The sequence below is a fragment of the Crateriforma spongiae genome, assembly GCF_012290005.1.
Classification (GTDB): Bacteria; Planctomycetota; Planctomycetia; order Pirellulales; family Pirellulaceae; genus Crateriforma; species Crateriforma spongiae.
This window is the reverse complement of the sequence record NZ_JAAXMS010000004.1, coordinates 560,540-583,516: the sequence shown is the minus strand read 5'-3', so window position 1 is coordinate 583,516 and position 22,977 is coordinate 560,540. Positions and strand designations below refer to the sequence as shown.

Below are 22,977 nucleotides of genomic sequence, written 5' to 3'. Positions count from 1 at the left end.
GCCAGCGAATCGACCGCTCGTAACCGAGCTTCATCACGGGAGAGACCATGTCGGATTTTTTCACCAGCCCATTCTCCATTCCGATCGTCGCGATCGTCTGCGCCGTGGGAATCCCGATCCTGGCCAAGACGTGGGGCGATTGGGCAAAACACCAGGAGACTTGTCGGCTGAAGGAGTCGATGATCCAGCGTGGCATGTCGGTCGATGAGATCGAACGAGTCATGGCCGCCGGAGACTCGAAATCCACCGATTGCCGTCTGTAGGTCCGACCGGCCGATCGCGGGTCGGTTATGCTTCGCAAAACGAATCGTTGCTTATCGAATGGCCGCACGATAATCAGAAGAAGTGGACAGCCGCAGCGGTTTGATGCTGCGTTTCGATCATGCGGTGGTGGGGCGCAGCGCAGGGCCGACGGCAACCGGGAACAGTCAGCGGTGAACGGTGCATGCCAGGTGCCCTTTCCCTTTTTCCGGACAAATGCAGAAGCATGTTGAATCGAATCACGACGCAGCTTTGCGTGGTCAGCCTCCTGGTACTCTGTCAATCGACTCTTACATTCGGCGACCAAACGACGCCCCAGTTTCAGTGGTCCGTTCAAACGGTCGATGAAATCCAAATCGGCTATGGCGTTCAATTGGAAGATGTCAACGGCGACGGCAAACGCGACATCGTGCTGGCCGACAAACGGACGATCCAGTGGTACGAAAGCCCGTCTTGGACGAAGCACGTCATCGCGGAAGACCTGACCAAGCGGGACAACGTCTGCGTCACCGCTCGTGACATCGATGGTGACGGACGCTGTGAAATCGCGATCGGAGGCCAGTGGAACTATCGCGAGAGTGTGAAGGACGGCGCAGTTTTCTATCTGGTTCCTCCCCAGGATCAAACGCAGCTTTGGGAACCGGTTCGACTGCACAATGACCCCAGCACGCATCGCATGCACTGGGTCCGAACCGGGACCGATCAATATCGTCTGATCGTCAAACCATTGCGTGGCAAGGGAAGCGTCGACGGTGACGGCCCCGCCCTGCGGATCTTGGAATACACGATGCCGCAGGATCCACGCGAGCCTTGGGGTTACTCGGTCGTCAGCGAATCGTTGCACCTTTCCCACAACTTCCACCGCGTCAATTGGGACGACGATCCCGAAGAAGAGTTGATCGTGGCGGCAAAGGAAGGCGTGTGGCACTTCGACCGCGGCGAAGATGGCTGGACACCGCGTCAGTTGACCGAGGACTTCGCCGGTGAAATCCGCGACGGACGACTGCCCAACGGAAAACGATTCATCGTGACGATTGAACCGAAACATGGTTCGACCAGCGCGGTCTACGTGCAATCAGACGACGGTGGTCTGTGGCAACGACAAGCCATCCTGGATCAGGCACTGAAGGACGGCCACGCATTGGCCTGTGCAGATTTCCTAGGTGTCGGTTCCGACCAGATTGTGGTCGGATGGCGAGCAATGAATGATCCGGGGGTGCCCGGAATCAAGTTGTTCGTTCCGGCAGCCGATGACGGATCGCGTTGGACCGAACAGAGGTTGTCCGCGGAAGAAATCGCAGTCGAAGATCTGAAGGTTGCCGACATGAATGATGACGGCAAAGTCGACATCGTCGCTGCGGCTCGTCAGACCAAGAACCTGGTGATCTTGTTCAACGAGACGCCTTGATTGTTGGGCGATTTGGGGTGTGAGCGGACGCTACTTTCGCGGAGCGAAAGGCGACTTTGTGAGCCGCGATGGCCCTAGCCGCGGGGCTCGTTTTCGTGACCAAGACCTGACGATAGCAGGCTAGGCTTCGGTTTGTTGGCCGGGGGCGGACGCTACTTTCGCGGAGCGAAAGGCGACTTTGAGAGCCGAAACAACGCTAGCGGCGGGTGGACCTTTTTGACGAGGCCACCCGATGCTAGCGAGTTTGGCTGAGGGTTACAGATAGGCCGACCATTGGTCGGCCGTAGGTGCAGGTCGAAACCTACATGTCGATCTCGTAACCCTTGCGGCTTTCGCGCGACAGGAACGAGTTCGCTTCTTCATCGCCGACGATTTCGCGTTTGGCGGGATCCCAATTCAATTCACGGCCCAGACGGATCGCGATGTTGGCCAAGTGGCAGGTTTCCAACATGCGGTTGTGCGACCAAACATCCGAGATCGGCTGGGTGCGATTTCGCATGGCTTGGACAAAGTTGTCCGTATGGTTTTCAGCCACCGGGCCGCCGTAGACGTCTTCCACCGCGCCTTCGGGAAGCGGGTTCGATTCCAAATCCTCGACAGGTTTGCCCACGATCTTTCCTCGGTTGACGAAGAAGCGACCTTTGGTGCCCTCAAACAAAATGCCATTGTCGCCTTCACTCGTGATGACGAGCGGAATGTCGCCCGGCATGTTGGCGTGAATCTCGAATTTCGTTGGCGAGTTGTATTGGTCGGCAACGGTTGGGTATCCGTCTTTGTAGTCCACCGGCAACGAATAGCTGACAGGTGTGATCTTGTTCGGACCTGTATCACTGGCTCCCAATGCCCAAGTCGCGATGTCGACGTGGTGGGCACCCCAGTCGTTCATTTGACCACCGGAGTATTCGTACCAGTTCCGCCAAGCGTAGTGGCAGTTCGTGTAAAGAGGCACACCGCCGCCGTAGCCTTTTCGCATTTCTGGCAACGCACGGTAGGGAACCTTAGGTGCTGGTCCGAGCCAGAAATCCCAATCGAGACCTTCGGGAACATCGATGGCGGGAATCACCGGAGAACCAGTGGCACCGTTGATTCCGCAAGTGACCTTCTTGATGTCGCCGATTCGGCCTTCGCGAATGAGTGCGATGGCTTGGAGGAAGCGTTGCTGGTTCTCGGTCCGCTGCATTGTTCCGACTTGGAACACTTGTCCGGTTTGCTTGACGATCTTTTCGATCAATTTGCCTTCATCGATCGTCAGCGTTAGGGGTTTTTCGCAGTAGACGTCTTTGCCCGCCAGCATGGCTTCGACGGCGATCTTGGTGTGCCAGTGATCGGGGGTCGCGATCATCACGGCGTCGATGTCTTTGCGTTCCAGTACCTTGCGGTAATCCGCATAACCTTCGGGAGCCGTGCCCTGGCGTTCTTTGACCTTCTCGATGTTCTCGCCCAAAACATTCGCATCGACGTCGGCCAGCGCGGCGAAATCGGCGTACTTGAACGACTTGCTGGTGATCGTCCACCCTTGATTGCGCAGTCCGATCGTCGCGAAGACCGGGCGTTCGTTCGGCGAGATCGCGGCCATCGATCGTGGCGATGCGGCCAGGGAAACGCCGGCCGCACCGGTGGCCGCCATGGCTTGCAGGAAACGACGGCGTGAATGGATGGCGACTCGGGACATGGCTGGTTTCTCCGGAAAAAAAGGGGGGGCAGGCAGGTTCGATTCGCGGCCGAGCCTGGAAAACAGGCGTTCCGCGGTGGCTGGTGAAACGCCACAGTTTAGCAGCAAGTCGGGACGTGTCGTTGCGCCGGAGCGGGACTGCGACCATTTTTGGGGTCGTCCGGTCGCCGGTGTCAGGTCGCCGGTGTCAGATTCGCCGGCTTTTGGGAATAGGCGAACGAATCGGCCTAGCGATCATCCAGCGTGGCTTTGGACCGCAGGATGTGGTGATAGTGCTGGGCAAAGCGGTGGGATTCGTCGCGGACGTACTGCAACAACCGCAGGGCGAAGGCACTTTTGCTAAGCCGGATCGGTTCGCTTTCGCCGGGTCGAAAGATTTCTTCGTCTCGCTTGGCCAAACTGATCACCGTGGGCGGAGTGATTTCCTGGTCACGGAACGCCGCCATCGCACTGTTCAACTGGCCTTTGCCACCGTCGATCAACAGGATGTCGGGGAACGTTTCGCCGTCGTTGCTGAGCTTGCGGAAACGTCGCGAGACGACTTCATAGATGCTGCGGAAATCGTCGATCCCCGAAACGTCCTTGATGCGAAAGCGTCGATAACCGGGTTTGAACGGCAGACCGTCGATGAATTGCACCAGACTGGCGACCGTCTGGCCACCGCCCAGGTGCGCGATGTCGACGCCTTCGATCACCCGCGGCGTTTCGCTCAGGTGCAACACTTTGCGCAATCCCGCCAACCCCTTTTTCGGATCGATATAAAAGACTTCCGGCTGGGCATGGGTGTCCAGTTCGCCGCGTTCGTCCAGACGTTCCAGCATCCGGATCTCATCCCGCAACACGGCCGCGCGTTCGAAGTCCAGGTTCTTGCTGGCCGACTGCATCTCCTGGGTCATTTCCTTCAGCAGTTTCGTTCGTCCGCCTTCCAGGAAGGTCTGCAGCCGCCGGATGTCGCGTCGATAATCTTCCTTGCTGATGCGAAAGTTACACGGCGCGGTGCACTGTTGAATGCTGGCCAGCAAGCACGGCCGAAACCAGTTCCAACGTTCGTCCGATTCGCTGATATCCAAACTGCAGGTGCGAAACTTAAAAATCCGCTGCATCACCTGGATCGCCCCCCGAAGCGCACCGGCGCTGGTGAACGGGCCATACAGCTTGACGCCTTTTTGCTTGGGTTCGCGGGTGACCTCCACGCGAGGGAATTCTTCGCGGGTGGTGATCATCAGGTACGGAAACGTCTTGTCGTCCTTCAGATCTTTGTTGTGCCGCGGCTGGATGTCTTTGATCAGCCGCGATTCGGTCAACAACGCGTCGACTTCGCTGTCGGTTTCCAAGAAGTCGATGTCCGCGATTTCGCCGATCCAATCGGCGGTCCGCATGTCTTCGGCGGCGGCTTTCAAAAAATAGCTGCCGGCGCGGCTGCGCAGGTTCTTTGCTTTGCCGACATAGATCACCACCCCGGCGGAGTCTTTCATCAGATAGACGCCGGGGCTGGTCGGAAACGTTTTGACTTTCGCAGCGGCTTGTTGAAAGCCGGGCGTGTCGGGCAGAGGCTGAGTCATCCGGTGACAAAATGAAGGTGATTGAGTGACGGGGGATACGAGTCGCAGCCGGCGAGCGTGGCAAAGGCGGTTCGTGGATCGCTTCGACGCGAATTGCCTTAAACGCCGTCTGTGTCGTGGATTGATTCGTTCGACAAGAAGAACCGGATTGCGGGGCGGGCCGGATTTGCAAGCCGGACGGACCTTGTCAGAATAGGCGGGTGTACACCAGTTGCCGATGGGATGATTGACTTTGACCGATTCGCAAGCTCCTGATCCCGCCGATCAAGATCCGACCGACGGCTGGCCCAACGATCCGGTCCAGCGACGAAAGGCCATTGAAGGTGAACTACGTCGGGTCCGCCAGCAGCGTTCGTTGGCCGAACTAAGGGCCAAGGAACAACAGTTGGAATCGCTGTTGCGCCAGCTGGATGAAACCGACAGCGGGGCGACGGCGGTGGCCGACCCGCCACGTTTTAGCGACTGGAATGACGTCGCTGCGGCCCAAGCCGTTTCGATGGGCGGGCCGATCGATCAGGCGGTGGTCGAACCGACCGGTCGATCCGCTTTATTGGACCAGCCGCAAGTCCGCCGGGATTCACCGCACGACGAAATTCGCCGCCCCCATTTCGATCGCTCTCGCGACGCGGATCCGACCGAAACGCCCGAATCCACCATCGATGGCGACGTGCCAGACCAAGTGACCGCCCGCGAAGCGTCGTCCGATCTGGTGGGCACCGATGCCGAGGCCCCCGATTTCAGCGGGCTGGACGCGACGGCGTTGTCAATCGAGCAGACGTTGGACGCGGCCGAACACGATCTGGCATTGGCCAATGATTCTGCCCACGACGGCGACGGACCCGACTTGGTCGATGCCGAGGAATCAGACGAGGACGAAGCGGGACGCCGCGTGCGGCCGATGCCGTGGCTGATCAGCGGCGGTGTGCACCTGGTTTTGTTGTTGATCTTGGGTTGGATGACGCTGCAAGCGACGCGGCCCAAAGACCAGATCGCGATGACGGGTTCACCCAGCGATCCAACGCCCGAACCGACCATCGAAACCCTGTCGATCGAAACGAACGAACCGGAAGTCCAGCCGGAGGACCCGTCGACGACCGATGTGCAATATGAACTGAGCCCCGTGGGGGAAGTTTACGCGGCATCATTTTCGCCCGACCCGTCCGATGCACCGGTGGCCGTCACGCCGGCGGCACGTTCGCTGAGCCAGTCCAGCGGAACGGCAATGTCGTTGGCCGGCGGCGATTCGATGGAAAAGATTGAGTTCTGCGGGATCAAGGGCGGCGGCAACCACTTTGTTTATCTGGTCGACAGTTCGGGCAGCATGGGCGACGCATTCGCATCGGCACGTTTGGAACTGTTGCGCTCGATCGCAGCATTGCGAGCCGACCAACGTTTCTATGTGGTCTTCTTTGACGCCGAGAGCGATTACATGCGGTTGTCCGACGCCAATCGCGACGAACCACGCAGTGTCTTGGCGACGCCGGAAAACAAAGAAAAGCTGCGTCAGTGGGCGATGCGGATCAAGATCGACAAAGGCCGCGCCCCGTACGACGCTTTGCGTTTCGCACTGGGACTGAAACCCGACGTGATCTTCTTGCTGTCCGACGGTGAATTCCCGCAGGGGATCGTCGAACTGTTGGATGAAGAAAACCGCGTCGAAAACTTGTTCGGTGACGCAAACCCGATCAGCATCGTTCACACGATCAGTTACCACAATCGTGAAGGCGAATCTCGGATGCGTTTGATCGCGAAGAAGAATCAGGGACAATTCCGATACGTTCCCGACCCCAGCGAAAAACGATAGCCGCCACGGTTCATCGGTTGCGATACGGACCCATCGTCGTGAAGCAGATCATCACCGTCATCCGACCTCATCTGGCCGAAAAAGTGCTGGCGTCGCTTCGCCGTGCTCCGCTGGAGGCCCTGACGGTGACGGAAGTGAAGGGATACGGTCGCCAGAAAAGCTATTTGGACGAATACCAGCGAACCGAATACGACGAAGCGTTTTTGCCGAAGGTGGAAATCACGATGTGGGTCGACGATTCGCGGTACGAAGAAGTCCTTCAGAAGATCACCCAAGTGGCCCGCAGCGGACGCATCGGCGATGGCAAGATTCTGGTGACGTCGGTCGATTCGTTTCTGTAACGGTCGCGGAAATTTCAAAGCCGCCGCGAAACATCCAACGCGATGGTGAGATCTCCGTGCGGTGCGGTGGCGGCATGACAGCTTTGCCCCCCGATTCGGATACCGGTGTCGGCCCCCGTTTTTCTTGCCGTGGGCCCCTGCGATGCATTAAGCTGGTGAGGCATGACGGCCCGCGCCGCCCCGTCGATCGGCGATAGCGGTGCGTTTCGCCCCATGCGTCCCCCCCAGCCTGCCCCGCCTTTCCGCACCTTCCCACCGCAAGAGGCGCCGTTTGATGACGCGCGGATCCCTCGACCGATGCCTCCGTACCACGACGGCACGACTCGCGATCGGTCTCTCGGTCTTCCTATGCGGGCTGATCAGTGCCACGCGGGCGGCGGAATCGGCCGACGCCACGCTGGTTTCGGTGGAAACCTCTCGCTCGAATGCCAAATTCTTTGAAAGCGAAGTCCGACCGCTGCTGATTCGCCGGTGCTATGAATGCCACAGCGAATCGGAAAGCGAAGGCGGTTTGCGTTTGGACGTGGCGACCACGATCACCCAGGGAGGTGACAGCGGCGTGGCCGTGATTCCCGGCGACGCGGATACCAGTTTGCTGATGGCGGCGGTTCGCTACGACGGTCTGGAAATGCCGCCCGACGAACCTCTGACCGAATCGGAGATCGAGACGCTGCGTCGCTGGATCGATCAGGGTGCGTACTGGCCGGAATCCTTTGATCACGCCGGCGACGATTCCGAACCCGCCGCCGATGCGGATTCTTACTGGGCGGCGAAACCCATTCGCACCGTTCCGCCGATCGGCTTGGTCCCCACCGGCGACTTCCCCGCGGCCGCCGGCCTGATCGACCGTTACATCGACGATGCGCTCGCAACGGCCGGATTGTCCCGATCGCCGTCCGCCGATCGCCGTACGTTGCTGCGTCGCTTGTTCTATGACGTGACCGGCATGCCGCCGCGTTGCGAAGACGTCGATGACTTTTTGGCAGACGATTCGCCCGATGCCTACGCACGAATCGTCGACCGCCTGTTGGCCGATCCGCGTCACGGGGAACGCATCGGTCGTTTCTGGTTGGACCTGGTTCGCTTTTCTGAATCCGACGGTTATCGCCAAGACGCCTTTCGCCCGTCGGCCCATCGATACCGCGACTGGGTCGTCAACGCTTGGAACACGGCGATGCCGTACGACGAATTTGTGACGATGCAAATCGCCGGCGACGAAGTCGATCCGAACAACGAAGAAGCGTTGACGGCCGCCGGTTTCTTGCGACAAGGCATTTACGAATACAACCAACGCGATGCCGAGGGCCAATGGGAAGTCATCGTTGACGAATTGACCGATGTCACCGCCGATGTTTTTTTGGCGACCGGTTTGGCCTGTGCAAAGTGCCACGATCACAAGTTCGATCCGATCCCACGCAGCGATTACTTTCATTTCCGCAGCGTGTTTGAACCGCTGATGTTCCGTGACATCACCAACCCGCAGTGTTCCCCATCGGCAGATCCGCAGAACAAGGCAAAGATCGACGGGCTGGTCGCGGAATTGAACACCATTGATGCGGAAGCGTTGGCGTGGTCCGGACGCGCCGCGGCGGAACTGTTCCCCGACGAAGTGCTGGCGATGTACGACAAGCCGGCCGATCAACGCAACAGTTACGAATCACAAATCGCACACCTGGTTCACTTGCAGGTGTTGGATCGACAGGCACGCGACAGCGAGATTGAAAAGAAGATCGGCAAAGAAGCCACGGCGCGGCGACGCGAGATTTTGGCGGAATTGAAACAACTGGGATACAACCCGCGTCCATCACGGCGGGTGATGACCGTTGCGGATGCCAGTGGTGACATTCGTCCCACGCGGTTGCCCGGCCGACAGAGCGGACGAAACTTTGCACCGGAGGTCCCCGAGATTTATGGCGGCGTGCCGCTGGACGTTGCACCGCCCCCGGCAAACCCAAAATCGACCGGGCGTCGGCTGGCGTTGGCACGTTGGATGACGTCGCCGGAAAACCCGGTGACCGCTCGCGTGATCGCCAACCGCATTTGGCAGCACTACTTCGGCCGTGGCATCGTCGCGTCGCCCAATGACTTTGGCGCGCTCGGGACCCCGCCGACTCATCCGGAACTGCTGGACTACCTGGCTGACCGTCTGCAGCGAACCGGTTGGGATTTGAAACGGCTCCAGCGTGAAATCCTGCTGAGCGAAACGTACCGGCAATCGGCTCATCATCCGCGACGTGCCGACGGTCAACGAATCGACGCAATGAATCGGCTGCTGTGGCGTCGCAGCGTCCGGCGGCTGGATGCGGAACAGTACCGGGACACGCTGCTGGCGGTGATGGACCAAGTGAATCACCAGATCGGTGGCCCCAGTCCCAGCGGCGCGCCGCCACGGCGAACGATCTATCTGCAGCGGAAACGTAACACGGGTGACGAGATGCTGCAGTTGATGGATGCCCCGACCGGAATCGTCGGCACCGCACGCCGCGACGTCACGATCACCGCCACCCAGTCGTTGATGATGATCAACAACGATCGTCTGATTCATGTGTCCGCAAAGTTTGCCGATCGCGTCCAAGCGGACCTTCGCCGCGATGGCATCCACCGCGATTCCGACGATTGGGCGGAACAATTCGTTCGTCATGCGGGCCTGGTCCTGACGTGCCAACCGATGTCCGACGATGACGTTGAATTGTTGACTCCGCTGGTCCAGGCGGGTGACGACGGATGCCGCGACGTTTGTCACGTGTTGTTGAACGCCAACGCGTTTCTGTTCGTCGAATGATCCAGCCCATTTTGTTCATCCAACACACTCACTGGTTTCGCCCATGACTTCATCGCTGTGTGATCGCATCGGCGTTCCGCATCATCGCATCCTGCGCGACCGTCGTGACTTTTTGGTCAACGCCGGTGCGGGGTTTGGCGCGCTGGCCCTGCGCGGCATGTTGGCGCAGCAATCGGCGGCCGCGGGCGCCTTGGCCGGCGGCGGTGTTCACCACACCGCGACGGCGAAAAGCGTCATCTTTTTGTTCATGGAAGGCGGCCCCAGCCAGCTGGACACGTTCGATCGCAAGCCGTTGTTGAATGAACTTGCGGGCCAGCCGTTGCCCAGCAGTTTCAAGGAACCGATCACGGCGATGGGCGAAAAGAACACCGCGTTGCTGGCGTGCAAGCGGAAGTGGGATCGCTATGGCGAAAGTGGGCTTGAGATCAGCGATTGGTTCCCCCACGTCGCACAGCACGCCGACAAACTGGCCGTCATTCGTTCTTGCTACGGCGAAGGCATCAACCACGCCGGCGGCTGCAACCTGATGAACACCAGCAGCATCCTGGGCGGACGTCCGTCGCTGGGGGCATGGACAACGTATGGACTGGGCACCGGCGATGCGGACCTTCCCGCGTTCGTCGTCATGCAAGACCGCACGACGCCGGTGGTCAACGGGGTTCGCAATTGGGGCAACGGTTTTTTGCCGGCCACGTTCCAGGGAACACCGGTGGGCAGCGATGATCCGACCCAGCCGATTCGCAACCTTTCACCGCCGAAACAGATCACCGACATCCGGCAACGTGAAAAACTGGATTTGATCGCAGAGATCAATCGCCGTCATGCCAGCCGGTTGCCAGAAGTCAGCGAGTTGGATGCGCGGATTCGATCCTACGAACTTGCCTATCGCATGCAAGCGTCTGCACCGGAGGCGGTGGATTTGTCACAAGAGACCGCCCAGACACACCAGTTGTACGGCATGGACGATGACAACACCCGACCGTACGGCCGCATCTGCTTGCTGGCGCGCCGATTGGTCGAACGTGGTGTGCGGTTCATCCAGCTTTACAGCGGCGCGGGCAGCAAATGGGACGCCCACAAAGGCATCGAAGGCAACCACACGAAGTATTGCCGGGAAGTCGATCGGCCGATCGCGGGATTGCTGACCGATTTGCAGCAACGCGGTCTGCTGGACGAAACCTTGGTCGTGTGGGGCGGTGAGTTCGGACGCACGCCGATGAGCGAACAGGGCGACGGACGTGATCACAACCCGACCGGCTTTACCATGTGGATGGCCGGCGGCGGCGTTCAGGGCGGCCAGACGATCGGCGAGACCGATGAACTGGGGTTGTACGCGGTGCGGGATCGTGCGCACGTGCACGACATTCACGCCAGCATCTTGCACCTGATGGGGCTGGACAACATGCGGTTGTCCTACAACTATCAAGGACGCTTGGAGCGGCCCACGGTCAACGAAGGCGCATTCATCCAGCAACTGGCCAAGTTGGGCTAGTCAGGCTCTGGATTCGATTCGCACAATCATCTGACTTGCACGGCGTCTGAATCACACCGTGTCTTCAGCAATGGCAAAGCCCACAACGCTTTGCCATCGTTCAGAAGATCCGCTTCGGCCGAAAACGTTTTCACCCCCGCAATCCAAAGGCAATGATGTCCGTCAACGCGATCGAACCTGGAAAGACACGCATCGGATGGATCGGAACCGGCGTGATGGGTGCCAGCATGTGCGGACATCTGATCGACGCGGGCTTTTCGGCAACCGTGTTCAATCGAACTCGATCGAAAGCCCAGACGTTGATCGAACGCGGCGCGACCTGGGCCGACAGCCCTCGTGCGGTAGCCGAAGCGGCTGATGTGATCTTTACGATCGTCGGTTTTCCGCATGATGTCCGGTCGGTGATCCTAGACGACGAAGACGGTGTCTTGGCCGGATGTGAAAGTGGGAACATCATCGTCGACATGACGACCAGCCAGCCCTCGTTGGCCGTGGAGATTGCAGAGGCTGCGGCCAAGAAAGATGTTCTGGCGTTGGACGCACCGGTTTCCGGCGGCGACAAAGGTGCCAAAGAGGGCACGCTGTCGATCATGATCGGGGGCGACGCTGGGGCGGTTGCGGCGCTGCAGCCGTGCTGGGACGCAATGGGCAAGACGGTCGTGCATCAAGGCGACGCGGGTTCCGGCCAACACACCAAGATGGTCAATCAGATTTTGATCAGCACCGGCATGATCGGCGTTTGCGAAGCGTTGATCTATGGCCACCGCGCGGGTCTGGATTTGCCAACCGTTTTAAAAAGTGTCGGCAGCGGTGCGGCGGGCAGTTGGTCACTGTCCAACTTGGGTCCTCGCATCATCGACAACAACTTTGATCCCGGCTTTTTTGTCGAACACTTCATCAAAGACATGGGCATCGCGCTGGCCGAAAGCCGCCGCATGGGATTGTCGATGCCGGGCTTGGCGTTGGCTCAACAGCTTTATCAAGCGGTCGCCGCTCAGGGGCACGCCAAAGACGGAACCCACGCGTTGGCACTGGCACTGTCCAGCCTGAACGGATTCGACTGGAAAACGCGAAATTAGCAATCCGACGACCGTCGCTTAGCTCGATGCCATCGCCAAGTCGACGCAATACCAATCGATGCACCGGTAGTGCACGAAAGCGGCCGCCATCACAAAGGCGTGCCAGACGACGTGGGCGTATCGGAACCGACGGTCGTTGATCAAGAAGATCACGCCGATCGAATACAGCACACCACCGGCAAACATGCCCAACGCCAATGCCCGTGGGACTTGGCCGATCAACGGCACCGCGGGAAACCAGCCCAGCATCAAATAGGTGACCGTGCTGATTCCGTTGATCCGGTGTCGCAGCGCCACCTTGGCGACAAATCCGGTCAGCGCAGCCGTCCAAACCGCGATGCTTAGCCAGATCCGATTCGTCGGTCCCGCGTGGGCGATGATGATGGGCGTGTAGGTGCCCGCGATCATGCAATAAATCATCGCTTGATCCCAGGCACGGAAACGGTTCAACCAAGGCTGGCGAAACACGGTGTGCGACAGAGTCGACGCCAGAAACGTTCCCACAACCGACACCGCATACGCGGCACAGGCGATCCCCATCGTCGTGTCGACCCGCCATGCTTTGGCGACCAACATCACGCCCAGGATCACGGCCGCCAAACAAGCGCCGCCGTGCGACAGCGCGTTGGCCCATTCTTCACCGGGCTTCATCGGCGCTTTCGATAGCGTCGGATCGTGGTCCCGGGCCGATGATTCATCGGCGGCAGAATCAGTGCCGTTGGATTCGCCGTCTCCATCAGGGCAATCGGACTGAATCGGCTGTGGCTGTAACACCGGGCGCATCCTTGTTTGTGATCTCTTGCGTCGTGGGAAGTCAGTGGTCGTTCAGCGACGCAGCGCCCGGCGTTGATTGCCGCCGGGCTACTTGGCCATGCCGATCTGACGCAACCAAGTCGCACACAGGTCGGGCCATTGATCGGTCGGGGAATCGGCCTGACGCAGACCGAACCCGTGTCCACCACCGCTGAACACGTGCAGCGACGACGGGATCCCGTTTCGCTTCATTTCCGTGAACAACGCCACGCTGGACAGGCAACTGACACGGTCATCGATGGCGTGTGCAAAAAACGCCGGTGGCGTGTTTTTGTCAACCGTGATCTCGTCGATCAATGTCAAATCTTCATCCGATTCGACCAGCCAGGCGGGATAAACCAGCACGCCAAAGTCGGGCTGGAACCGAATTTTGCCGTCGCCCGGTCGATGTGCGGCATAGTGTAGCGTCGACGCCGTCAACGCCCGCGCCGATGCGTTTCCGCCCGCCGAAAAACCCAAAACGCCAATCTTTTGTGCGTTCACGCCGCTGACTTTGCTGGTTCGCAGCATCACGATCGACCGCTGGATGTCCTGGACCGGCGCCAGCCATTTCTGGTCCTCCGATCGAGTCGGCACGCGGTATTTCAACACCACCGCGTCGACTCCCACGGAATTCAGCCACGCCGCGATCTCTGTGCCTTCCAAATCCCACGCCAGGATCGAATAGCCGCCGCCCGGCGCGATCACGACCGTCGATGTGCCCGGTCCGTCGGCATGGGCGGGATATACGTGCAGCTGGGGTGTCGACACATTTCCCAGACGGATCACCGAGCGACCGGCGACTTTACGACCGTCCGGTCCGCTGGTGTCACTCTCCTCGGCCTGCGGTGCATTCCAAGCCGGTGCGTCGCCGTCCCAGATGTCGATAACGGCTGTCGCTGCTTCGTCGGCGGATGCCTTCATAGAAATTGCCGTGCAAAGGAGTCCCAAAACGATGGCGGCGGACCAACGGGGCATGCTGCAAACCGGAATCATCGGCCGCGGGCCGGAGGCCTGTCTGGCGGGATTCGGCGCGAGCGAGTTGAGAACATTGGAATGAAACTTCTTGGCAAAGTCAGGGTGTGTCATCGGAATTCCTTGGTCGAAGTGCAAGACAGGGACGTTTATAATCCACCGCGGCCGGTGACACACGCAAAGCCGTCACGAAGCGTGAATCGAAAGGTGGATGGACCCCAAGTCACTCGGCCAGCACCAGGAGGGCCCTGGCCCATGGACACTCGGACCCGTCCAGAAAAACGAACCGACGATACCAGCGACGGCAATGCGAACGTCGACGCGGAGATCGTGACATCAGGCTTTGCCGACGCCTGTCGTCGTGACGGTTATGAACTTCGTTGGCTTCGCCGACGGACCAGGATTGAGCGAACGATTGGACTGACGTGCAGCCGGCTTGGCAATGATCCGCACCGTCGACGACAGGTCTGTCAACGTTTGCGGCGGATCATGACCGACGCCCGCAATCGTAACGCGGCCTTTGTCGTTTCGGCGGGATCCGCCGTGCTGCCTTGGGCCAGCCGAGCCGCGGAATTGTTCGGCGCGTCACTGGGGGTTCTGTCGCCTTGTGATCCCCCGTCGCCGGGCGAGACCGACCGACAATCATCGCCGCAGCGTGGGAACGGCAAACGCCTTGACCGCAAACGCAGCGACACGACCGCCGGCGATCGGTGTTTGATTCAAAACTGTGACGCAATCGATGCGTTGTACGTTCGTCGCGGCGGATCGATCCAGCGTTTCATCACGCAACGATTGAAATTGCGACCGTCCCCGAACGTTCGCATCGCGGTGACCGGACTGGCCGATTGTGCATCCGGCCCGTTGATCCGCGGCGGTGCCGTCGGGCACTGGATGTACGACCAAGACGTCGCCGGCGGTGACCATCCCGTCAGCGATCGTGGCTGGATCCACACCGATGCCGACTGGATTCAGCAATCGGACCGGTGGCTGGTACACTGCACAAGACCTTGCACCGGAGCCTGGCCGGGCCAGACTTCACAGCAATGGATGGACGATTGTCTGTTGTCGGTCGACCGGGACCGCAGTGCCCTGGGGACGCTTCATCGAATCATCACGACACGGCGTCTGGTGGCATCAGCGGTCGCATCGTCGCACCAGTATCCCGTCGTTTGCTTTTCCGCCGTTTCGGTCAGTGAATTGATGCAACGCCGAACGTATCGGTCGCACCTGCGGCGGTGGGATTACCTGCCGTTTGGCATCGCGATCCGGAAATCAGCGGCTTTGGACTGCGGAATTCGCCCGGTCGTGTACGGCGATCCCGAACAGTCGTCGAGGCTGGACGAAGCGGATCGCTATCGTTTCCAAGCTCGTGGAAAGACCGTCGACTGGACGGCGGAACGCGAATTTCGGGCTTCGGGCGACGTGGATTTGGATGCTTTTTCGGCCTCAGATTTGCGGGTATTTGTTCCCGATGCCGAATCGGCGGCTGAAATCCGACGCGTCTGTCCATGGTCGATTTCGGTGGTGGAACCTACAATGGACTCCTTGGAGCACGGCGATCGCTAGGCATTGCCGACCGGTTCCAAAGCCGGTGTCCCGCCCCACCATTCCCCATCAAATGAGCCCCGAAAAAGTCGATGACTGCATTGCCAACAGCCAAAGTTGCGAAAGACGATTCGCTGCACCCGTTGGCTTCGTACAAAACAATGGAATCCGACGAACTGCATCAGCGGATCGAAGCGGTGCGGCAATCGATGGGCGATTCCCTGTTGCTGTTGGGTCACCACTATCAACAGGACGAAGTCATCCAGCACTGTGACCTGCGGGGAGACAGTTACAAGCTGAGCGAGTTGGCCGCGTCCAGCGAAACGTGCCGCACGATTGTTTTCTGCGGCGTACACTTCATGGCGGAAACCGCCGACATCTTGGCCAACCGTCCGGAAAAATTGGAATCACGTGGCGGCGACCGGGTCACCGTGATCTTGCCAGACATGGCGGCGGGTTGTTCGATGGCCGACATGGCGGCGATCGCCCAGGTGGAAGACGCTTGGGCCGACATGGGTGAAATCATCGACACCAGTCGCGTGATTCCCGTGACCTACATCAACAGTGCGGCCAGCTTAAAGGCGTTTTGTGGTCGCCACGGCGGCATCGTATGCACCAGCAGCAATGCCGCATCGGTGATGGACTGGGCGTTTGAACGGGGCGATCGCGTTTTCTTCTTTCCCGATCAACACCTCGGCCGCAACACCGCGTTGGGCATGGGCATTGGTACCGAACAAATGCCCGTCTGGGATCCCTATGCGTTGGAACTGGGGGGGAACACCGAACAGGCACTGCGCGACAGCCGTGTGATTTTGTGGAAAGGCCACTGCAGCGTTCACCAAATGTTCCGGCCCGAACATGTCGAGGGTTTTCGCAAGAACCATCCCGGCATCAAGATCTTGGTGCACCCGGAATGCCCGCGTGAAGTCAACGACATCGCCGATGTCAGCGGCAGTACCGGAAAGATCATCGACACGGTTCGCAACAGCCCGCCGGGAACAAAGTGGGCAATCGGCACGGAATTGCACTTGGTCAACCGGCTGAAGGCGGAGCACCCCGAACAGGAAATTCATTTCTTGTCGCCGGTCGTCTGCATGTGCGCGACGATGTACCGGATCGACTTGGCCCACCTGTGCTGGTGCCTGGAAAACCTGCGTGACGGATGCGTGGTCAACCAGATCCTGGTCGACGATGAAACGACGCATCACAGCTTGGTCGCACTGCAGCGGATGCTGAAGGTGAAGTAAACGGGCTGAACAGATTCAACAATTCAGCCGCTCGCTAGACGTCGGCCAACAATTGATCGATCTGCGCCAGCGTCGATGCGTCCAAGGCGGTCGCGTCGGCCGTTTCCAAAATCTGATCAGGCCGACGCGCACCGACCAGTGCACCGGAAACGCCGTCTTGGCTGACCGCCCAGCCGATGGACAGGCTGGCAACGCTGCGACCGATCCCTGAACCGATGTCGCGCAATGCATCAACAATCCGGTGCGCTCTTTCGCGTTTCTCTCCCTGAAAGACATCGTATTTGGGCCGGCTGTCGCCTTCGGGAAACTGATGATCGCGGCCGATCTTTCCGGCCAACAAGCCCTTCATCAACGTCCAGTACACGTGACACTGGGCACCGTCCGCCGCGGCTGGGCGAATCAATGTGTCCAGTGAATCTTGCTGCAACAAGTTCAACGGGCACTGAATCGCATCGCATCCCGCGACGGCGGCGAACTGTTTCCGCTGATCTTCGTCCGCGTTGCAAATGCCGATGCGTTTGGCTTTTCCGCTTCGACGCATTGCATCGATCGCCGCAGCGGATTCGGACAGCGGCACGTCGGGATCGGGGCTGTGCAACATCAGCACATCGAAGTGATCCAGACCCGCGCGACGAAGCGATTCTTCGACGTCGGCGGTCAGAGTCTGCGGCCGTCCATCGACAACGCGTTTGCGATCCGGCGTCCAACGTTGCCCGGCTTTGCCGATCAGTTCAAAGGCATCACGATCGGTCTGCAGAAACTCACCGATCAACCGATCACTCTCGCCGTCATACCCATAGCTGTATGCGGTATCGAATCGCCGTATGCCAGCATCGATGGCCGCGGCGATCGTCGATCGGGCATCATCACGGCTGACACCGACGGTGGTCACGCCGGCGATCGGCCAAAGTCCTAGGATGACTGACATCGTGATATGGTGCTTTGGTGGGTGGCAGCGTTTGAGATGCGAACGTGGATCATCCGGCGATTCAAGCCGGCGTGTTCGGTGATGATCTGGGCCGAGGCCTTGGTAAAAAGTAAACCGAACTTTCAGCGGTGAATCCGGCACGGCGGATTATCTCAGATGCGGCCCGACTCATCACCCCTCATCACGCGAATTTCGCAGTAGCCCGGCGTCGCCGGCATTGTCCGTTGCCCGATCGGATATGTGTTACCAAAAGCTTGCCCATGGCATCCCGATTCCATGGGCAAGACGACCAACAGTCCTGATTAATCGTTCGCAGCGTCCAGTGACCGTCGCTTGTTGTTTCGTTTCCTTCGTCGTCCAAAAAGAGCAAGCGAAAAGAACACCAGGCAATGTTTTACAAACTGATCTGGCGAAAATGGAACGCATCGAACAGCCTCCCGGAGTAATGACCAAAGTGCTCCAAGGAGGAAGCGAAATGCCCCGACACCGTCTCACGGATCGAGAGCTCATGAAATCCATCGAGCGTTGAACATGCTCGCTGGCCGAAGCTCTCGCGAGCCCGTCATCGCCGCACGCAAATCAGCCTGGGCATCCGCCAACGCCCCCTACCATTTTCATAACCTGAGTACGTCCCTTGTAGCTGACTCTCGAAGTCTCACTTCCCGATGACACAAATCAGAACGTGTTTGCCGACGAAGCCTACGTCATCGGCTATGGATTCTTGATCAACCACTCCTTCATAGCAGCAGCGGAAGCCAACGATGGCCGTTGGATCAATCCAAGGTGACGACAACGCTGTCGATGGTGCCTTCGATTTCGTAAGGACGCTGCTGCAGATAGTCCAGCGACACGGTGGATCCCAGATCGAGGCCCACGTCAAGCGTTTCGCTCGCGGTGAACGCCACCGGTACGGTTCGCTTCAATGCTGTCGACGCGACCTGCTGATCATCGACCACTAACTTGACTGTGCCCGACTGTCCTGGCCCCTCAATCTGAGTCACGACCTGAATCGTGTGGGGGCCCGCCGCCAGCGGCTCGGACGCTTCCGCCGTGTACTGTTCGATGATGAACAAATTATACAGGTACTTCAGACGACCATCCTTCAAGTACAACGTCAAACCGCCGCCGGCACCGCCCAGTGCGTACAACACGCCGTCGGCGTTTTCCTGCAAATCGACTTTGATGGTGACCGTGTTGCTTTCCCGTCCGAGCCCCGGCGCCGCGAACTCCGGCATACGGCGAGTGTCTCCGGTGAACTCCCAGCGTCGATACGACGGGGCGACACGATCTTGCGGGTACAAGCGGAGCCACAAGCCCGCGCCGATGGGAAAGTCCTGGTTGTTCTCCGCCATCATAGCGAACTGATCTTTCAGCTCTTCAAGCTTTTCCGGTTCCGTCGTCGCCAAATCCTGGGCCTGGGAAAAATCATCTTCCAGGCGATACAGTTCCCAGGCGTCCGTCGCGGAATCCCAGGCTTTGATCCTAGGCCCCGACGCCGGTGTATTCCATGGGATCAGCGGTCCGAACGTGCAGGCGAACCAGCCATCACGATAGATGCCACGGCTGCCGTTGTTGTCAAAGAACTGAGCATCCTTTTGGCCAGCGGCGTCTGGGGAGTCAAAAGTGTATGCCAGACTGGTTCCATCGATAGGAATTTGCTTCTGGCCGTTGACCTGATCGGGTGGCGTGATTCCCAGAATCTCATAAATGGTCGGCGCGATATCAATGACGTGATGGAATTGGTTCCGGATGTTGTCATCGGGACGAATCTTCTTTGGCCAGGAAACGACCATCGGATTTCGGGTGCCGCCAAAGTGCGACGCCACCAGCTTGGTGGCTTTGAACGGCGTGCTGCCGGCCCACGCCCAACCGGCGTGATACATATTGTCCGTCTTTGGCGTTCCCAAAGCATCCAATCCGCCGACCTTTTCAAGCGCGTCCAACTGTTGTTGCACCGTGTTGGCGATATTGTTCTGGGCCAGCAATTCGCTGATCGATCCGTTTTGCCCTTCGGCGCTCGATCCGTTGTCGCCCCAGATGTAGAAAACCAGCGTGTTTTCCCGCAGCCCACGCGATTCCAGCCCTTCCACCAGACGGCCGACTTGCGTGTCGGTGTGCTCCACGAACCCGGCGTAGATTTCCATACCGCGTCGTTGAAACGCCAACTGTTCCGGCGGGATGTCGTCCCAAGCCGCCATCGTTTCATTGCGGGGCGTCAGTTGGGTTCCCGGCGGAATGATCCCCATTTCCAACTGACGTTGATGGACGCGTTCGCGATAAGCGTCCCAGCCGTCATCAAACTTGCCCTTGTATTTGTCGGCCCACTCGGGGAACACGTGGTGGGGACCATGAACTGCACCGGGTGCCCAGTACATCAGAAACGGCTTATCCGGTGCAAACGCTTGTCGCTGGTCCAGCCAGGTCAACGCCTTGTCGACCAGGTCTTCGGTCAAGTGATAGCTTTCGTCGATCGGTGGCTCGACGAAATTGTAGTTTTCAACCAACCGAGGCTCCCATTGCGAAGTTTCGCCGGCCAGGAAGCCATAGAAATATTCAAATCCGTAACCATTCGGCCATCGATCCTTGGGCCCCATCGATGTCGTTTCGGTCGCCGGCGTGTTATGCCATTTACCAAACGCCGATGTGTGATACCCATAGTGTTTCAACACTTCAGCGAAAGTGGCCGCCGTCTTAGGGATGACGCCGGTGTATCCGTCGAACGCGACCGCACGTTCGGCAATCGTCCCTGAACTGACGCGAGTGTGATTTCGTCCGGTCAGCAATGATGCTCGCGTCGGCGAACAAATGGCGGTCGTGTGAAAACAGTTGTACCGCAACCCTTCGTCGGCCAGCTTGGAAAGCGTCGGCGTGTGGACTTCGCCGCCGAACGTTTCCGCCACACCGAAGCCGACATCGTCGATCAGGATCACCAGAATGTTGGGCGCGTCATCGGGCAATCGCTCCTTCGGATTGGGCCACTGCATTGTCGAATCTTGCAGTCGCGGTTTGGTCACGCTTGCCATCGGTTGCGGCGGAAACGGCAACACCGATCCGTCATCCGGAAGCGATTGCCCGCCGGCGGGATCCAGAGTCAAAGCACACAGCACAATGGTGTTGACCAGGAACAGAGGGCCGAAGTGTCTCATGAATGGTTTGCTCGAGAGATTAGATGTTGAGCTGCTAGAGTAGAGGTCGCCGCCAGAGTGACGACCGGTGTGGGTGTCAGTGTACGCCCAGAACGAGTGGATGACAGCGAACGGCATCGCGTGACCCGGGTTTAGCAGTTGTGGGTCGTGCTTTACTTTCTCGCAGCGACACGCGACGACGGTGCGATAGACGGCACTGGTGATTGGTTTGGATGCGACCGGTTGTCGTCGGTTCGATCATTCGTACTGTCTTACAGGTAACGATTGATCGCCATTCCGTCTCTATCCGATTCGCACGCGTGTACGAATGATCCGTCCAATATTGTCTGATTCACGATTCGTCCTGACCTTTCTGCTGTGCTTCGCCGTCGGTTCGGCCGTCGCCCAAGATGCATCGGTGTCGAATGATGCATCCACTGCCGAATCGCCAGCGCCCCAGCCCACAACGACGATCAATCCGGAGGTGCCTCTGGACGTCCTGCGGGTCTTGGTCCGCCCGCTGGATCAAGACGAACTGAAGGTGGAAGCGGACGCTTGGTTCAAATTACTGAAGAACAAAGCGCGTCAGATCGCGGCGGCGAAGCTGGCGGTGAAGAAGACCAACAGCGCGATCGAATCGCAGGATCCGACCCAGGCGGCCGACATCCTGCAGAAGGCCGAAGCATCCAAGCAGGCGGCCGACGCCAGCGCGAAAGAAGTTGAACAGGAGATGGCCGAAACCGCCAAGAGCACGCTGGGTCCGACCGCCGACGCGGCTGACATCACAGATCCGGATGCAACGGAAGACGAGGCGGACGAAGAAGATACGCCCGGTGACGACGCCGATCCGCAAGCGGAAGCAGACGAGGCAACGTCCGACGATGACGCGACGGCCGCCGCAGAAACGTTGAAAACCGAATTGCTGGAATCTGTCGCGACCCTACAAGACGAACGAACGGCGATCAGCGACCGTTTGGAAATCGTCTTGGATTCGCTGGAGGCCAAAGGCGGCGAGGTGGAAACGTATCGGCAATACGTGTTGGCCGTATCTGGCGTCGACTTGGACGCGTCCGATGCCACCGCGACGTGGTCGGCGATCACGGGATGGTTTGTCGCTCGTGAAGGCGGCCAGCGTTGGGCTTGGAACCTGGTCAAGTTCGCTGCCATTTTGATCGTGTCATGGGTGCTTTCCAAAATCCTGGCATCGATCGTCAACTGGTTGCTGGAGCGAAAGATTCGTTTGTCCCAGCTGGCCGAACGACTGATTTCGGGCACGATCCGCAACGTGTTTTTGCTGGTGGGATTCGCGGTGGCACTGACGGCTTTGGAAATCGACATCGCACCGATCATCGCAGCGATCGGGGCGACCGGTTTGGTGGTCGGTCTGGCGCTGCAGCAAACGCTAAGCAATTTCGCCAGTGGTTTGATGATTTTGATCAACCGACCGTTTGACGTTGAAGACGTGGTCAACGCGGGCGGTGTCACCGGCAAGGTTCACAAGATGAATCTGGTGTCGACGACCTTTCGCACATTCGACAACCAGACGATCTATGTCCCCAATAATGAGATTTGGAACAACGTGATCACCAACATCACGGCGAACCACACCCGCCGCGTGGACTTGGAATTTGGGATCGGATACGGCGACGATTTCGAACAGGCCGAGCAGATCATCATGGATGTTTTGAAGAACCACGAACTGGTGCTGTCCAGTCCGGAGCCGGTGGTGATCACTCACGCGTTGGCCGATTCGTCGGTGAACATCGTTTGCCGGCCCTGGGCACGCACCGCGGATTGGTGGCAAGTGAAAACGGAAGTCACGCGTGAGGTCAAACGGCGTTTCGACGAAGCCGGCATTTCGATTCCGTTCCCCCAACAAGACGTGCACGTGTATCAGTCGTAGGTGCGGCGGGCGCATAAAAAAAGCATGCCTGAACTTTTCAGCTCAGGCACACTTTGTGTCG

Annotated in this window: 16 protein-coding genes; 10 read left to right on the top strand and 6 right to left on the bottom strand. The window is 59.0% G+C overall.

The features are described from left to right. The first annotated feature begins 47 nt into the window (after nt 1-47). Both HFP54_RS13575 and HFP54_RS13570 read left to right on the top strand, forming a co-directional pair. On the top strand, nt 48-263 hold the full coding sequence (locus HFP54_RS13575) for a hypothetical protein (RefSeq protein WP_145297938.1): 216 nt from the start codon (nt 48-50) through the stop codon (nt 261-263). 224 nt (nt 264-487) lie between these two features. Next, the gene (locus HFP54_RS13570; protein WP_168565521.1) at nt 488-1,669 is read left to right on the top strand and encodes an FG-GAP repeat domain-containing protein; all 1,182 of its coding nucleotides are present in this window, start codon (nt 488-490) and stop codon (nt 1,667-1,669) included. A gap of 301 nt (nt 1,670-1,970) precedes the next feature. Here HFP54_RS13570 and HFP54_RS13565 read toward each other — a convergent pair whose 3' ends face one another. Together HFP54_RS13565 and HFP54_RS13560 are read right to left on the bottom strand one after the other, a co-directional pair. Beyond that, entirely contained in the window at nt 1,971-3,341 is a 1,371-nt protein-coding gene (locus tag HFP54_RS13565) for a Gfo/Idh/MocA family protein (protein ID WP_168565520.1), read from the bottom strand. Between the two features lie 227 nt (nt 3,342-3,568). Beyond that, nucleotides 3,569-4,903: an excinuclease ABC subunit UvrC gene (locus tag HFP54_RS13560; RefSeq protein WP_145297928.1), complete on the bottom strand. Its 1,335-nt coding sequence runs from the start codon at nt 4,901-4,903 to the stop codon at nt 3,569-3,571. A 232-nt stretch (nt 4,904-5,135) separates the two neighbouring features. Here HFP54_RS13560 and HFP54_RS13555 point away from each other — a divergent pair, with 232 nt between their 5' ends. The 5 genes from HFP54_RS13555 (at nt 5,136) to HFP54_RS13535 (ending at nt 12,401) form a co-directional block, all read left to right on the top strand. Further along, the gene (locus tag HFP54_RS13555) at nt 5,136-6,707 is read left to right on the top strand and encodes a vWA domain-containing protein (RefSeq protein ID WP_168565519.1); all 1,572 of its coding nucleotides are present in this window, start codon (nt 5,136-5,138) and stop codon (nt 6,705-6,707) included. A 38-nt stretch (nt 6,708-6,745) separates the two neighbouring features. After that, complete coding sequence (locus tag HFP54_RS13550) at nt 6,746-7,048, top strand: P-II family nitrogen regulator (protein ID WP_145297923.1); 303 nt, start codon at nt 6,746-6,748, stop codon at nt 7,046-7,048. A gap of 274 nt (nt 7,049-7,322) precedes the next feature. Continuing rightward, nucleotides 7,323-9,830 carry a PSD1 and planctomycete cytochrome C domain-containing protein gene (locus HFP54_RS13545; RefSeq protein WP_168565518.1) on the top strand — a complete coding sequence of 836 codons (2,508 nt, stop codon included), beginning with the start codon at nt 7,323-7,325 and terminating at the stop codon, nt 9,828-9,830. Nucleotides 9,831-9,873: 43 nt separating this feature from the next. Further along, nucleotides 9,874-11,322, top strand: a complete 1,449-nt coding sequence (locus tag HFP54_RS13540) for a DUF1501 domain-containing protein (protein ID WP_146413669.1) — start codon at nt 9,874-9,876, stop codon at nt 11,320-11,322. Between the two features lie 155 nt (nt 11,323-11,477). Then, nucleotides 11,478-12,401, top strand: a complete 924-nt coding sequence (locus HFP54_RS13535; RefSeq protein WP_168565646.1) for an NAD(P)-dependent oxidoreductase — start codon at nt 11,478-11,480, stop codon at nt 12,399-12,401. A gap of 18 nt (nt 12,402-12,419) precedes the next feature. Here the strand turns inward: HFP54_RS13535 and trhA are convergent, their stop codons facing one another. Beyond that, nucleotides 12,420-13,175: a PAQR family membrane homeostasis protein TrhA gene (gene trhA / locus HFP54_RS13530; RefSeq protein ID WP_315853891.1), complete on the bottom strand. Its 756-nt coding sequence runs from the start codon at nt 13,173-13,175 to the stop codon at nt 12,420-12,422. Between the two features lie 87 nt (nt 13,176-13,262). Then, nucleotides 13,263-14,282: an alpha/beta hydrolase gene (locus tag HFP54_RS13525; RefSeq protein WP_168565517.1), complete on the bottom strand. Its 1,020-nt coding sequence runs from the start codon at nt 14,280-14,282 to the stop codon at nt 13,263-13,265. 141 nt (nt 14,283-14,423) lie between these two features. On the opposite strand from HFP54_RS13525, the gene HFP54_RS13520 reads away from it, so the two are divergent. Together HFP54_RS13520 and nadA are read left to right on the top strand one after the other, a co-directional pair. Then, a complete protein-coding gene (locus HFP54_RS13520) occupies nt 14,424-15,734 on the top strand; it encodes a hypothetical protein (protein ID WP_168565516.1) in 1,311 nt (436 codons plus the stop codon). Between the two features lie 71 nt (nt 15,735-15,805). Then, on the top strand, nt 15,806-16,960 hold the full coding sequence (gene nadA / locus HFP54_RS13515; protein WP_168565515.1) for a quinolinate synthase NadA: 1,155 nt from the start codon (nt 15,806-15,808) through the stop codon (nt 16,958-16,960). A 34-nt stretch (nt 16,961-16,994) separates the two neighbouring features. Here the strand turns inward: nadA and HFP54_RS13510 are convergent, their stop codons facing one another. Next, nucleotides 16,995-17,888: an aldo/keto reductase gene (locus HFP54_RS13510; RefSeq protein ID WP_206036190.1), complete on the bottom strand. Its 894-nt coding sequence runs from the start codon at nt 17,886-17,888 to the stop codon at nt 16,995-16,997. 773 nt (nt 17,889-18,661) lie between these two features. Beyond that, nucleotides 18,662-21,034 carry an arylsulfatase gene (locus HFP54_RS13505; RefSeq protein ID WP_206036189.1) on the bottom strand — a complete coding sequence of 791 codons (2,373 nt, stop codon included), beginning with the start codon at nt 21,032-21,034 and terminating at the stop codon, nt 18,662-18,664. 307 nt (nt 21,035-21,341) lie between these two features. On the opposite strand from HFP54_RS13505, the gene HFP54_RS13500 reads away from it, so the two are divergent. Beyond that, nucleotides 21,342-22,916 (top strand): mechanosensitive ion channel family protein, encoded by a 1,575-nt coding sequence (locus HFP54_RS13500; RefSeq protein ID WP_168565514.1) that lies wholly within the window; start codon nt 21,342-21,344, stop codon nt 22,914-22,916. Nucleotides 22,917-22,977 lie beyond the last annotated feature (61 nt).

Coding starts and splice junctions, on each gene's coding strand:
- HFP54_RS13575 (WP_145297938.1), top strand. CDS start 48: ATGTCGGATTTTTTCACCAGCCCATTCTCCATTCCGATCGTCGCGATC.
- HFP54_RS13570 (WP_168565521.1), top strand. CDS start 488: ATGTTGAATCGAATCACGACGCAGCTTTGCGTGGTCAGCCTCCTGGTA.
- HFP54_RS13565 (WP_168565520.1), bottom strand. CDS start 3,341: ATGTCCCGAGTCGCCATCCATTCACGCCGTCGTTTCCTGCAAGCCATG.
- HFP54_RS13560 (WP_145297928.1), bottom strand. CDS start 4,903: ATGACTCAGCCTCTGCCCGACACGCCCGGCTTTCAACAAGCCGCTGCG.
- HFP54_RS13545 (WP_168565518.1), top strand. CDS start 7,323: ATGACGCGCGGATCCCTCGACCGATGCCTCCGTACCACGACGGCACGA.
- HFP54_RS13540 (WP_146413669.1), top strand. CDS start 9,874: ATGACTTCATCGCTGTGTGATCGCATCGGCGTTCCGCATCATCGCATC.
- HFP54_RS13535 (WP_168565646.1), top strand. CDS start 11,478: ATGTCCGTCAACGCGATCGAACCTGGAAAGACACGCATCGGATGGATC.
- HFP54_RS13525 (WP_168565517.1), bottom strand. CDS start 14,282: ATGACACACCCTGACTTTGCCAAGAAGTTTCATTCCAATGTTCTCAAC.
- HFP54_RS13520 (WP_168565516.1), top strand. CDS start 14,424: ATGGACACTCGGACCCGTCCAGAAAAACGAACCGACGATACCAGCGAC.
- nadA (WP_168565515.1), top strand. CDS start 15,806: ATGACTGCATTGCCAACAGCCAAAGTTGCGAAAGACGATTCGCTGCAC.
- HFP54_RS13510 (WP_206036190.1), bottom strand. CDS start 17,888: ATGTCAGTCATCCTAGGACTTTGGCCGATCGCCGGCGTGACCACCGTC.
- HFP54_RS13505 (WP_206036189.1), bottom strand. CDS start 21,034: ATGAGACACTTCGGCCCTCTGTTCCTGGTCAACACCATTGTGCTGTGT.
- HFP54_RS13500 (WP_168565514.1), top strand. CDS start 21,342: ATGATCCGTCCAATATTGTCTGATTCACGATTCGTCCTGACCTTTCTG.